General features: G+C 49.9%; 11 protein-coding genes. 9 read left to right on the top strand and 2 right to left on the bottom strand.

The features are described 5' to 3' along the window. Both IEX60_RS22585 and IEX60_RS22580 read right to left on the bottom strand, forming a co-directional pair. The coding region (locus IEX60_RS22585) for a CRISPR-associated endonuclease Cas3'' (RefSeq protein ID WP_188753670.1) at positions 1-1,317 on the bottom strand (1,317 nt) is incomplete at its 3' end. Positions 1,318-1,557: 240 nt separating this feature from the next. After that, positions 1,558-2,364 carry a class I SAM-dependent methyltransferase gene (locus IEX60_RS22580; protein WP_188753669.1) on the bottom strand — a complete coding sequence of 269 codons (807 nt, stop codon included), beginning with the start codon at positions 2,362-2,364 and terminating at the stop codon, positions 1,558-1,560. Positions 2,365-2,572: 208 nt separating this feature from the next. On the opposite strand from IEX60_RS22580, the gene IEX60_RS22575 reads away from it, so the two are divergent. The 9 genes from IEX60_RS22575 to IEX60_RS22535 all read left to right on the top strand — a co-directional run bounded on the left by IEX60_RS22575 (position 2,573) and on the right by IEX60_RS22535 (position 14,227). Then, the gene (locus tag IEX60_RS22575) at positions 2,573-3,265 is read left to right on the top strand and encodes a hypothetical protein (protein ID WP_188753668.1); all 693 of its coding nucleotides are present in this window, start codon (positions 2,573-2,575) and stop codon (positions 3,263-3,265) included. Positions 3,266-3,276: 11 nt separating this feature from the next. Next, positions 3,277-4,149 (top strand): pentapeptide repeat-containing protein, encoded by an 873-nt coding sequence (locus tag IEX60_RS22570; protein WP_188753667.1) that lies wholly within the window; start codon positions 3,277-3,279, stop codon positions 4,147-4,149. Between the two features lie 7 nt (positions 4,150-4,156). Then, positions 4,157-5,827, top strand: coding sequence for a C1 family peptidase (locus IEX60_RS22565; RefSeq protein WP_188753666.1), 1,671 nt, complete (start codon positions 4,157-4,159; stop codon positions 5,825-5,827). An 84-nt stretch (positions 5,828-5,911) separates the two neighbouring features. After that, complete coding sequence (locus IEX60_RS22560; RefSeq protein WP_188753665.1) at positions 5,912-6,808, top strand: fructosamine kinase family protein; 897 nt, start codon at positions 5,912-5,914, stop codon at positions 6,806-6,808. Between the two features lie 45 nt (positions 6,809-6,853). After that, a complete protein-coding gene (locus IEX60_RS22555; RefSeq protein ID WP_188753664.1) occupies positions 6,854-9,508 on the top strand; it encodes a DUF7133 domain-containing protein in 2,655 nt (884 codons plus the stop codon). 56 nt (positions 9,509-9,564) lie between these two features. Continuing rightward, complete coding sequence (gene ychF, locus IEX60_RS22550) at positions 9,565-10,665, top strand: redox-regulated ATPase YchF (RefSeq protein ID WP_188753663.1); 1,101 nt, start codon at positions 9,565-9,567, stop codon at positions 10,663-10,665. A gap of 114 nt (positions 10,666-10,779) precedes the next feature. Further along, complete coding sequence (susR, locus tag IEX60_RS22545) at positions 10,780-12,402, top strand: SusR family glycan utilization regulator (protein ID WP_188753662.1); 1,623 nt, start codon at positions 10,780-10,782, stop codon at positions 12,400-12,402. A 191-nt stretch (positions 12,403-12,593) separates the two neighbouring features. Then, positions 12,594-13,121 carry a DUF5004 domain-containing protein gene (locus tag IEX60_RS22540; RefSeq protein WP_188753661.1) on the top strand — a complete coding sequence of 176 codons (528 nt, stop codon included), beginning with the start codon at positions 12,594-12,596 and terminating at the stop codon, positions 13,119-13,121. Positions 13,122-13,126: 5 nt separating this feature from the next. Continuing rightward, complete coding sequence (locus IEX60_RS22535; protein WP_188753660.1) at positions 13,127-14,227, top strand: hypothetical protein; 1,101 nt, start codon at positions 13,127-13,129, stop codon at positions 14,225-14,227. Positions 14,228-14,230: the final 3 nt, after the last annotated feature.

Below are 14,230 nucleotides of genomic sequence, written 5' to 3'. Positions count from 1 at the left end.
CCTAAAAAGAGGCAACGCGCTGCCCTGGATGACGATTTCCGAAGCATCCTGCTCGCCGCGTATTTTTAAAAGCGATTTCCCTGGATTGTACGACTGTATTTCATCGATAACCACAACCGCGTTTGCCAAGCGATGCAACAAATAATTAACTTCTTTCCGATTGGTTTTGAGTATCTCGAAGAATTTAACATGCGATACCAGTGTTATAGGATACAATGCAAACAGATTGTCAATAAAATCCTTCTTGCTGCCACCAAATAGACCGTCTTCGAGCGCTTCCGTTTTACTGGCAAAAGCCGCCTTTGAATGCAATTCGATGATTTCATCGTCATGAAGCCCCATGCTTTCTTTTAAGGCACCAAAAGTTTGAGTGATCAGCGTAGTGAATGGAAACACATAAAAGACCTTATTAATATCCTCATGCGCCCTTAGCAATTCAGCAATGGCAATTGCTGAAAGATTGGTTTTACCTCCACCGGTTGGAGCTTCCAAATAAAACAGATGTTCGCTTAAGTGGCCTCGGATTTCGCGAACCAATTCGATGGACATTTCCTTACGCAACAGGTTCAGGTTTTTACTGGATCTGGTTGTCGGATGTACAAATTGATAGTTGTGCAAACTGTTGAACGTATCGGCATTATATCTATGCTTCTGTAAATGGCCAATTATTTCATTAACCCGATTACGGTCATTAAGCAAACCGAAATCTGTTGTTTTTGCCTCGTTGCTTTCGTTGCCATTCATATATTCATGCGTAGCCAAATAGTCGGCAGCCGTAAGCAGTGAAAAATTAAGTTTGATAAGCGCGAAAAGCGGGAATGGCGTGTAGGGTAATTTGTTTTTTACTGCTTTGTGCCACATGTCTTCCACATTGGCAAATACCTTTGTAAGCACCGGTTCGTCAATGACAATGGAATAGCTAGCAATAAAACGCCTTAACTCATTTACCGAATGCCGGAATTGCGACATGAATCCTTCTTTTTGCTGTATGTCATACAATGCCGGACTGTGGTGTTGCATAATGGTATATGCAAGGAAGAAACAATGGCAAATCATCGTTATTTTCCGTTCCTGCTTCCAGTCATTTTTGAGAAGCCAACGGATATGGTAGCTCAGAAAAATAAAAACACCCAAAAAGGAATGCCCATGTGGTGGTTTTAAAGATGTGTTTCTGAATGCCGTAAAAGCGTTGTTTTGCAACCTTGCCGTTTGGAAGTTTTCATTGATTTTTCCAAAATCGTGGAACACGATCGTATGTACAAACAGCATCTTAAGAAAGTCGGCATCTTCTTCATCCCCCCAACCGTCAACAATCACGAATGGCAGGAGACCGCAAACGTACTAACCACTTTAACTCGTTCAACGCTTCGGCTCCAGGCTGCTATTGGTTACGGCTAAAGATAGGTTTTTTTATCTGACACTCCAAGCGCTGTTAATAATTTGTCATAGGTTTATAGGTTATAACCTAACCACGGCAGAATAAATCGAAAAATGAGTAGGATCAAAATAAAACAATTCGGTTAGGTAAAAGAGGATGCCCCAAGCTTGGCACAAAAATCAGCTATACCCCGAAACCATCATATGCGGGCTGAAACATAAAAGTTCCCGGTCACTTTCGGTCAGACCCACAAGCTCCAACAGGCGTGTTCGCTTTGTCGGATCGGCCCAGCTTTGGAAAAATTGGCCATCCATCCAAGCTAAGCCCTCAAGCGCATACAATCCGGTTACCGTAAATCCAGCCTCATCAACCTCATCAACCAGCATACGGGGCCGATGGAAGTATGCATGTGGCAGTATGCCGGGCATGCCATCCGGAGGTTCATGCTGCCCGGTGAGCAGTTCTGAGCGACACATGGAAAAAATCTGTGGTTGGTGTATCATGCTGCTATGCAGCGCAGCAACAGCAGATGCAGCATGGGTAATGGCAAATCCCAACATCACCCCACCGGGTTTCAGCACCCGACGGGCTTCTTTCAATGCCAGTAAGCGATCACTACGCTCTTGCAAGTGGTATAGCGGTCCATGAAGAATGACAATGTCGACAGAAGCATTTTCAAGCGGCAGACGCCGGGCTTCACCGAGCAAGCAGGCGAATCCGTTGCCATTCCGTTTGGCTTTCCGTTTGGCCTGCTCGATGTGCTGGGGCACAGGATCGATCAGTGTAACCCGGTGCCCCAGGCCACAGAGCCAAGCCGCATAATGCCCCGTTCCGCCACCAACATCGGCAACAGTAAGTACATTGGTTTGCAGATACCGCCCGATCAGCAGCTTATTCCGTTCAAACTCCAGCGGCCCCAACCCAATCTGTAGCCGGGAGTCTTCCGAATGGCGGGTGTAAAATGCGGTAATGGCGGGTTCAATCATCCGGCAAATTTACAGCTATTTCAGATTGTCCCACCTGATTAATTTCATCTCCATTTCTATTCCTTCATCCTCACTTCCAACACCAACGATCTCTATGCCCTTACGACGAGTCATCTAAGGGAAAACCCTTAGGAAAATATACAAGAATCCTTCGATTGACCCACATAACCGACCGGGCTACCTTTGAACTGTAATCTATAATGAAAAAATGAGGAACTCAATACAGGTGATCGCCGCTGCACTCTTCGTACTTTGCAACGCATGCAAAAAAGAAGCCCTAGATGATATGGGCCTCGGCGGCGATATCGAACGTGTTTCGTTATTAGTCGATTATGAATCCGGTTACGGCGGATATATCTATCCGGTATACAATCCCTATGTGTTTTATAAAAACGGAACCGTCGTGAAAGAGCCTAAAATACCAATCGACGAGTTGGATCTTAATACGCTTACAAAAGACCAAGCGGCACGCTGGGGTACATGGCAACGCGCCGGTGACAAGGTGAATATCACCTATTCCAACGGTGATACCGCGGAGAAAGATTGGCCGGGAAACAACGCCTACCCCGCCGCAAAGGGTGAAATGCAGGAGGGCTCATTCAGCTCCATCTCCGGAGGAGGTGACCTCGCCTTCGGAGGTGATGTGGGCATCATCAGTTATTCCAAGATGTCTTTTACCTCCGATGGATGGTACACCACAGAAAATACCGGCGGCGTAAACAGCAGCGATCTCGCTGCTTATCATACCAGCACTACATCAGGAAGATATAGCTTCGACGGAGGGTATGGTATCACCCTCACGGCAAATAATGGACAGACCAAGCGCTTTTTCTTTTGCTGGTACGGAGCCAATCGCGACGGCGTGTTCCGTCTGGGCGGAAGGACATTTACCGAAAACTAACATTCATCGCTATGCCTCATCTCCTTATCGCCTGTCTGGTTGTGCTGCAGTTAGGCTGCAGCCAGGGAATCGGTCATACTGCGCAAGACACCCTGACCGCCACCGAGCTACTCAAAGAAATCGGCAAAGGACACGCATTGACATACCGCGATGTAACCATTGAAGGCGACATCAACCTCCTTGATATGGAAATGGGTCAACTGACTCCCAACAATTTTGTAGCCACTGTCGGCGCGCCACTGTATTTCGAGCGCTGCGAGTTCAAAGGAAGGCTGATCGGTTTTGAACACCGGGGCGACACCGCCCGCGTGATACGCTTTCTATCGGCCGTGTCCTTCAACAATTGCCGTTTTGAGGAAGGCATCGATCTGCGGGGCAGCACATTTGACCATCACCTTTACTTCAACGCGAGCTTATTCGATAAAGAGGTGCAATTGCAGGCTATCCGGGTCGGGGGCGATTTCCGCATGGAGAAGACCATCTTTAGCGGCGGCCTATTTCTCCAGGAGGCGGTCATACAGGGAAGCTTCTGGGCAAAAGACGCCACCGTATTGGGGCAGTTATCGGTACAGCAGGCTGACTTTTGGCAAAACGCGGTATTTGCAGGTCTGGAAGTTCATGGATATGCCGACTTCGGCTTAGCAAATTTCCGGCGATCGGCCTTCTTTGAATATGGGAAATACCACGAACGTGCCAATTTCAGCGGAGCGGCTTTCCGCCATCGTGCGGAGTGGACCAATACACACTTCGAAAAACACGTAGACCTGAGCAATACTTGGTTTGCATTCAAACCTATCTTCACCGGCATCCAAAAAAACGAACCCTTCACCCTCACAGGCGCGCGGTTCGACGGGGGCAAACCCGATAACGATACGTTAAACTGATAGTACCATGAAAACAACACACAAATGGCCCGCACACTTAAAAGCTATAACGGGGTATGGCCTGGCCCTGTTACTTTCATGTTCCTGCTCAAAAAATGGGCCCGACGCTCCCGATGATGGTGATCCGGATCCCGATGGAACCGGATTTACCCTCGGCTGGACAGGAACGGACGATCCTGAATCGATCCCCTCTAACATCTTTCTCGGTTTCGGCAACGGCAATCTGCCATCAAGCTATTCCTTAGTCAACAGGCTTCCGCCCATTGGCGATCAAGGCCAGTATGGTACCTGCGTAACCTGGGCCGCTGGTTACAACCTCAAGACTACCTTAAATGCGTTGGATAACAACTGGACAACGGCCGACCTGAACAACCCTGGCAGGCAGGCAAGTCCAAAAGATCTGTTCCTCTCCATTCCGGCAAACCTGCGTGGTTCGAATTGTAACGGTACGAATTTCGAACCTGCTTTTCAGCAGATGATCGACCGTGGTGTAGCCTCACTCGGCACGGCACCGTATACGGGCATGGGCGATTGCAGCCAATTGCCGGATGCCAGCGCCACGCAGGAGGCGGCAAACAATAGGCTCAGCAACTTCCGGAAAGTCAATATGGATGTTCAGGAAATCAAAACCTACATTTCCCAAAACAGACCCGTGGTATTCGGCGCACGACTCAGCGACAACTTCATGACGTGGCGCAGCGACCAGGTGATCACCAGCCACTCCACCTTTGACAACGTAGGCATGCATGCGTACCACGCGATGATGGTGGTGGGATACGACGACAGTAAGGGGCCAAACGGTGCATTCCGTGTAGTCAATTCATGGGGAACCAACTGGGGTGACACCGGGTTCATCTGGATCGATTATCAGTTTATGATCAATCCCGAGTTCGGTATGATGGGGTTTGTGGCTACCAACGGACAGAGTGAAGATTTCGATCCGGTAGATCCACCCGTCGAGCCAACCGGTGGATACGACCTGGCTCCATGGAACGTAGCCGATAACCCCCATTCTCAATCCAGCAATCAGCGTAACCGCGAAATGCAGTACAACGTTTATAACATCGGCGGCCGAACCATCAACGCCAGCGAGCGGTGGAACATCTGTTACCTGTATTACAATGCTTTCAATGCAGAAGATTTCGGCATCATCCTATACGATGAGTATACGGATCAGTATGGTAGGCTGGGCGACAACGGCGAACTCGCATCCGGTGGGTACGGCGAATCAGGAAACTGGTGGAACCACATTAATCTCCCGCCACAAACCGGCGTGGCCCAAGCAGTTTACAATGCCGATCACATTACGTGGGGGTATACCATGCCCAGAATCAATGGGTTCTATTACCTGGTATGTATCGCCGATGCCTTTGACGTCATTCAGGAAACAGACGAAGCGAATAATTATTTTTTCCTCACAGACGCTTCCGGATGGCCATTATATATACAGGATGGCATCATTCAGGCAGGAATCTTTGGCAAGTCACAGCTGCAATCGAGCACGAAACCGCTCCCCGGTGCGGGCACCCGGATGGTCGATCCGAAACAAAGCGGAAAACAAAAGAATGCCTATACCACCGAGGAGATATCAGACATGATCACCACGTTAAAGAAAAAAGGCATCCTGAAACAGAAAATCCAGCAATTCCAGTCGGAACGTTCCGGTGCAAAAGATTGATTAGGAATCTTCATGCCCGTAACGGGAGGTTCAAAATTGAGCCTCCCGTTTTTCTTTACAGCGGGCAATGCGTAATTTCCCCCCATGATATTGTCTGAATCCCTATACCACGCGCTGGAAGCTTCCCTTAAAAATCTGGAGCAGCAACGCCCGTCTATCCAATCGGTGATACCCATAGCGGGCGGCGATGTCAACCGGGCTTACAAGATCCAAACGTCAAAAGGCAACTATTTTGTAAAGGTAAACAGCCATCCGATGGCAACCCGGATGTTCCTGGCAGAATCCAACGGGCTGGACCGATTACGCGACGCATCGGGACCTGCCCATGTGCCGCAAACGTTCTTTACCGGCCAGGCGCAGGGTGAGAGCTTTTTGCTCATGCGATGGATCAATGCGGGGGATAAGCACGGTCCCGATCAACAGGAAGCACTGGGCAGGCTCCTGGCTTCCGTACACCGTCGGCAAGCAGACACCTACGGACTGGATCAGGATAATTTTATCGGGCCATTACCCCAACATAATACCCCCACGGCGAACTGGGATGACTTTTTTATCGGGCAGCGCTTGCAGCGGCAATTGGAGCTGGCGGAGCAGGTTTTGGACAGAACGGATCTGTGGAAACAATTCGATTTTCTGTTTTCTCGCCTGGCCAACCTCTACCCTGCCGAATCGCCCTCACTCCTCCATGGCGATCTATGGAGCGGTAATTACCTGGTAGATCAGACCGGCACCCCCCTATTGATAGACCCTGCCGTCTATTACGGTCACCGCGAAGTAGATATAGCTATGACGCGCCTATTCGGCGGATTTTCCGAACGGTTCTACACAGCTTACAACGAAGTCTATCCCTTGCAACACGGATGGGAGAAACGTGTCGACCTTTGGAATTTGTACCCGTTGTTGGTGCACCTGAACCTGTTCGGAGACGCGTACATTCCGGCAATCCGAAATAATTTACAGCGATTTATACGTTCCCAATAGTCAGACATCCTTATATTTACCACCGCAAACAGATATATAGACTTCATGAAAGACTTTCACGCGTTGATTCTTGTTGCCGCATTTTTAGCGTCAGCGTGCGACTCAACGAACAAAAATTGCACACCTGTCACAGAAGACCGCTACCTCAGCATGACTGATTCGTTGGCGTCCGCATTGGAATGGCCCGAAAAACTGGATATCAATGTTTTTGCTGGCCCGGACCTGGTACCTAGTCCGGCCTGCCTAGCCGTATCTGCTTCCGGCGATGTTTTTGTGGGCGTCGATAAGATTGGATCCCTCGGAAAGGAAATGGGCCAGGGCGCAATTGTCAAACTGATCGACTGCAATGGCGATGGCATTATGGATTCCCATACAGAATTTGCCCATGTGGATAACCCCAGGGGGATATTGGCAGTAGGCGATCAGGTATTTGTGTTGCATACCCGCTTTTCTCAGGAAACCCAAAAAGCGGCCAATATGGATCTTATTGTCTACGAAGACCTCAATAAAGACGGCATTGCGGACGGCGAGCCCAAGCCGTTGATTACGGATATCAGTAACCCGACGTACCTTGTTGAACGAGGCACCGACCATGCCACGAACGGTATCCAGATGGGTATCGACGGCTGGATTTACATTGCCGCGGGCGACTTTGGTTTCCATAACGCAACCGACCGGAGTGGCAAGCGGTTAACCATGCTGGGCGGTGGCATCGTACGCGTACGGCCAAACGGGACCGAGATGGAGGTATACACGCATGGCTTGCGGAACATCTACGACGTAGCCATCGATCCGTTCATGAATATTTTTACACGTGACAATACCAACGACGGCGGGGGCTGGAACATCCGCTTTTCACACCAGCTCCAGTCGGGCGAATACGGCTACCCGATATTATTCCAGCATTTCACAGAAGAAATTATTCCCGCACTGGTTGATCTAGGCGGCGGTTCAGGTACCGGATCCCTTTACCTTAATGACGACCGCTGGCCGGACGAATACAACAATACGCCACTGATGGCCGACTGGGGCCGCAGTTATCTCTACCGGCATCCCGTACAGCCCGATCAGGCAACGTTTACGCAGCAGGAAGAAAAATTCATCCAGTTACCCCAGATTACAGATGTGGACATCGATGCTTCCGGAACGATGTATTTATCGGCCTGGGACGGTGCGGGCTATTCGGGTAGCCCCGATATTGGCTATGTGGTGCGGGCAGTACCCACCGGATTCAGGTATGAACCTCTTGACGATATTCAGCAGTTTTCAAACCGGAAGCTGGTCGCGCTACTGAAATCGCCGCGTGCCAAAGCCCGGTTGGCAGCCCAATACGAACTGCTGAGCAGGGCCGATAATGCCGATGCCGCCCCACGCATCTGGAAACTTGTAGAAGACAGGTCGCTGGCGATGGAATCACGCGTTGCTGCGCTGTACACCTATACCCAATTGACTGGAAAGGAAGGAATTGCGCAACTGGTGGAAGCCACAACCGATACCGACTTACAGGAATACGCGCTCCGGGCATTGGCCGACCGTAAGGCGTGGGCGAGCGACGTCCCCTTAGAGCCGTTTCTTTTAGGACTGCGCTCGGCCTCACCACGTGTCAAAGCGGCAGCTATCATCGGCGTGGGACGCCTGGGGAACAAGGGAGCAATCAATACCTTACTGGAAACGCAGGTCCCCTCCTCTTTCAAGTCGCCCGACCTGGGAACCGAAGGACCCCACGCTACCCCCAATTCCGAAATTATCTTGCCGCACCTGGCTGTGAAAGCCCTGGTTGCCCTTAATGCAATAGATGAGTGCATCGAGGCATTGAACACCGGAAACCGCGAGCTCGCGTTGTGGGCCATGCGCTATATGCATGACGACCGTGTAGTGCAGGCATTGATTGTAGCACACGAAAACACGGACGACGAGGCATTCAAGGCAAAACTCATCAACACACTGGCACGCATTTACCATGAGGAAGCGCCATATGATGCATCGTGGTGGTGGAGCACGCGGCCAGACACACACGGCCCCTATTACAAGGGTGTGGAGTGGGAAGGCACACCCGCCATCCGGGCATTCTTGTTGGAACAGTGGAAAAAGGCAGGAAGCTCCAACAAGGATTTCTTCAAGGTACTCAACACGAGGTATCGGCTAGCGATTAACCAATTCGGCATCCTCGAAATACAGCCCCCAAAAGAAGACGCACCGCAGGTGGATCTGGAGAAACTCAAAAATAAGAAAGGACAAGTGGGCGAATCCTCGATCGAGGACATCATGTTGGCGCTGGATAAACTCAAGGGCGATGCGAAAGAAGGAGCCGCACTTTTTGTACAGCAGGGATGCAAAACCTGCCATGCCGTTGACCGCAGCGAAGTACAGAAAGGCCCTTTCATGGGGCAGATCGGATCCATCATGAACCGCCAGCAGATCGCCGAATCCATCCTGAAACCCAATGCTTCTATATCGCAGGGCTTCTCAACGGTGCAGATCCAGACAAAAAGCGGGAATGCATACGTAGGCTTTGTCACGGAAGAATCGGCCGACAAGCTTACAATCCGCAACATTGCCGGTGCCGCCACGACCCTTGCGAAATCAGAAATCGCAAGCCGGCAGGAACTGGAGCACTCCATGATGCCGGAAGGATTGGCCAATGCATTGAGCTATCAGGAATTCGCATCGTTGGTGGCTTACTTAGCGGAGCAAAAGTAGTATCCGGATGTCAGACTAATTGTTATCTTTGCACCCGTTTAAATAGAGGACAATTCATGGCTTTACAGTGCGGCATCGTCGGCCTACCCAACGTAGGCAAATCCACGTTATTCAACTGCCTTTCCAATGCGAAAGCACAGGCAGCTAATTTTCCATTCTGTACCATTGAGCCCAATGTGGGTGTGATCACGGTACCGGACGAACGGCTGAATAAATTGGCCGAGTTGGTAAAGCCGCAGCGCATTGTACCCAATACCATTGAAATCGTCGATATTGCCGGCCTCGTAAAAGGTGCAAGTAAAGGCGAGGGCCTGGGCAACCAATTCCTCGGCAACATCCGCAATACGGATGCAATCATTCACGTACTGCGCTGCTTTGACGACGGCAATGTGGTGCACGTAGATGGGTCGGTAGACCCGGTGCGCGACAAGGAGATTATCGATACCGAATTGCAACTGAAAGACCTGGATACCGTAACCAAACGCATCCAGCGGGTGGAAAAACAGGCCAAAACGGGAGGCGACAAGGAAGCCAAGCGGAGCTATGACATCCTGTCTGTGGTAAAAAGCCACCTCGAATCGGGCAAGTCGGCCCGTACGGCTCCCCTATCCAAGGAAGACTTTGAATTCATCGCCGATCTGTCGCTGCTCACCGTGAAACCTATTTTATATGTCTGCAACGTAGACGAGGGCTCGGTGAATACAGGCAATGCATACGTGGAACAGGTCAAAGAAGCCGTCAAAGACGAGGACGCCGAAGTACTGATCATTTCCGCACAGATCGAGTCGGAAATTGCCCAGCTGGACAGCTACGAAGAGCGGCAGCTTTTCCTGGAAGACCTCGGCCTTACCGAATCGGGTGTCAATAAACTCATCCGTGCGGCCTATCGGCTGTTGAACCTGGCCACCTATTTCACGGCGGGTGTTCAGGAGGTACGTGCCTGGACCATCGAAAACGGCTTTACCGCTCCGCAGGCCGCAGGTGTCATTCACACAGATTTTGAAAAAGGATTCATTCGCGCCGAAGTCATCAAATACAACGACTTTGTCAACTACGGCTCCGAAGCTGCCGTGAAAGAAGCCGGTAAGCTGGGTGTGGAAGGGAAAACCTATCTCGTGCAGGATGGAGACATCATGCACTTCCGGTTCAACGTTTAATCCGTTCAACCCGGTCATTATTTTCTTACACCCCCTCTTTTTCCTATCTTTGGATCCGTCTCTTCCATAGGTGCCCTGTGCGGATGGCAAGGGACAGGAGACCGCTTAGCCAATATGATGACAGTCCGGATTTTTACGTTTCTTTTTTTCCTTGGCCTTCCCTTCTTTGTGCACGCCGGAGATGATGCAAAAACAAACGCCCTATTGGTGGAACTGGATAAGGTGATCGGTCAGGCGGAACAATTTAAAAAAGAAAAAGAGCAGCATATTCGTACACTGAAAGAACAGCTTGCCACTCCCGGTTTGTCCGTTGGCGAACAATACGACGTATGCCGGAACCTCACGCACGCCTACGAATATTACCGGTGCGATTCGGCCCGGCAGTATGCGCTGAGGCAACTTGACATTGCGGAAGCTTCCGGGGATATTAGCCGGATCATCGACAGCAAGATTCAGCTGGCATCGGTATTGTTCAAAGCCGCCATGTTTGACAAATCACTGGAACTGCTTGGCAGTATCCCCAAGGAAACGCTGACCGCGGCCCAGGAAATCGAATACTACAAGGCGTATTACGAGACCTATGTATTCTGGCTGGAATTTTACAACGATGGGTATGGCGATCCTTCCATGACCCAGCAACGGGACTTCTATTACGAGCAGTTTTTGCGTGTGCTTCCGCAAAGCACCTATGAATACGCTTCCTATTACGGGATTAAGTACATCAATACCGGCCAGTTGGATAAAGCGGAAAAGGTGCTGTACATTTACCTGCCCAAGGCCAAGCTGGGTACGCGCCCCTACTCCATTCTCAATTCGGTGTTGTCCTTTTTCTACCGGGTAAAGGGCGATTCAACGAAGGTCAAGGCACACCTGGCCCTTTCCGCGCTATCGGACATCCGCGGCAACATCATGGAGAATGTTTCCTTGCGGGAGCTGGCAACCCTGCTGTACGAATCGGGCGATATCAACCGCGCAAACAGCTACATCAAAAAAAGCATGGAAGATGCCAACTTCTACAATGCGCGCATACGGAATTTCCAGACATCCAAAGTGCTGCAGATCATTAACAGGGCTTACCAAACCAATCAGGCAGCCCAGCAACGCAAACTCGAATACCTCTTAGCCGTGATCAGTGTTCTTTCTTTCGGGTTGCTGATCGGTATCTTTTTGATTATCCGTGAAGTCCGTAAGGTGTCCCGGGCAAAAAAAGAAATCAGCACCATTAACGAACAACTGAGGCAGAACAACCTGGCACTGGCCGAGACCAACCACATCAAAGAAGAATACATCGGCCATTTTCTTGAACTGTGCTCGCTGTACATTGAAAAGATCGATAAATACCAGAAAAAGCTATACAACAAGGCAAAGACAAGCAATGCCGACGAGCTCTTTAACACCATCAAGTCTACCCAGTTCATCGAAGATGAGCGCACGGAGTTTTACCACAAATTCGACGAGTCATTCCTCAAACTCTTTCCCGACTTCGTCCATCGGTTTAACGCACTGTTGCCCGAAGGCGAGCAGGTAACCTTAAAACCCAATGAAAAGCTGAGTACCGAATTACGCATTTTCGCACTCATCCGCTTAGGTATCACCGACAGTGCGAAAATTGCGGAATTTCTCAACTACTCGCTGGCCACCATCTACAATTACCGATCCCGCTACCGGAATAAATCAATCGTTCCGCGTGATGAATTCGAAAACAAAATCATGAAAATAGGTGTAAATTCCTTTTGATTCCGGTAATAACCGCCTTAATCCTTTTATATTTTTTCGAAACCGGAACACACACAATTCGTTGAAAATCAGCAAAAAAATCAAAAAATACCTTACCTTTTGTTTATATTTATTTTCTACTCCGGATAATCAAACGATAATCAACTTACTTTCGTCCAAGTAATTCTTGTAAACCAATTTATTAACCCGACATGAACAATAAACTACGTATTGCTTTGTTATGCTTCATCGGCACCCTGTCCTTTATGTCTTGCCACAAGATAGACGATGGAAGTTTTGTGGAGCCGATCACGCTCTATGAAAAGGTCAAGGGTAGCTGGACGTTGAGCGATGTATTGCAGATCGACGAAACGGCCAAGACCGCGGGTATCCAACCCGACGAGATCAGCCTGTATGACCAGTTTGATTTTTCGACCTTTCAGATCACGTTGGACGTGGATGCAGACAACCGCCCCACGGCATACCGTGTGGATGGAAATGCACCGGAGCTGTTCCCAAGCAGCGGATTCTGGGACCTGGATACCGATTTTCCCCGTGCAGCCGGTCCGGCTCCGGTAATCAACCTGTATTCAGATGCCGGAAAAACTTCCTTGATCGGGCAGTTGAACATCTCCGCGATGCCGGGTGCAAATCCGGTAATGGACCTGACCCTTACCCGAAAAACCGCAGGTGTCTCGTTTGTGTCCTACCAATACAAATTGTCAAAAGCTAACCAATAACCAACATGAATAGACTGATATACTGTTTATTAGGGTGTATGCTCTTGTTATGCCCCATCTTAAAAGCACAGGAGACGATCACCAATCCAGACCGCATGTGGACGGTTCCTGCCGTCTATACCCTAGATGAGCCTGTGACGTGGTATTTTGATTTTGCCAGTGCAACGCAGGTGAAAGACGGCGAGCAATTGTATCTATGGATCTGGGCTCCCACCAACCCCACGGGTACCCCCATACCCATCACCTACAGTGGCGACCGGATCTGGAGCATCCGCTTCACGCCGACCGAGTTTTTCGGGATGACGGTTGAGGAACTCTTTGCCAACACGGAAGCGTTTTATTTCCTCATCCGGGACCTGGATGCTACGAAGCTGACGGGTACGCTTTCTTTGCCCAAAACCGACTACATCAAAAATTTCGTGGAAAGCGGCAAGCAGATGGATTTTGCCCCGTCTGATTTCCAGCTAGGCGGCACCCTGTCCATCCTTTTCAATGCGAACTTGGTGGAAGGTTTTCTTCCCGCACCTTCGACCGTGCACATGCACGGTGGATTGAATGATTGGTCAGCCCTGCAGGAATTTCAGGCATGGATACCCGAAATCCGGGAAAAAACCGCTTTCAGGCATCTCGGAAATGGCATCTATAAAAAAGACATCGTGCCGCAAGACTACTTTAACGTGACCGAAGAGTTTGAAATGGAAAACGTGGTTTTTTTGGCCGTCAAATACAACGGAAACGATGCTACACCCGATTGGGCGGGTGCATCCCCGGATTATAAAATCATCGCTCCGGGCGTGCCGGAGCCCTTGCCTCCGGTGTTGTCGTTCTTCCCGCTGAAAATCAGCATCCACGATCTCCTGACCATCACACGCGACAATAACCTGCGCGGGCAGCGGCTCACCTATACAATAACGGGCGGTTCTAAGACGATCTCCGGTGAGCTGGAAGGAGCCATGACACGCCAACGTGCCTACATCCATATCGCCAAAGAGTTTAGCGGTATGGATATTTCATCGCTCCACATTCAGATCAAGGACCAGAATGGCTTGATGATCTACGACGAAGACATGCCTTTGGTCCCAGTTGATAACCCTGAAAAGAACTAACGA

This window comes from Parapedobacter defluvii (assembly GCF_014642075.1).
In the GTDB taxonomy this organism is placed as follows: Bacteria; Bacteroidota; Bacteroidia; order Sphingobacteriales; family Sphingobacteriaceae; genus Parapedobacter; species Parapedobacter defluvii.
Note: the sequence above shows the minus strand (reverse complement) of the source record. Positions and strands in the feature narration are given on the sequence as shown.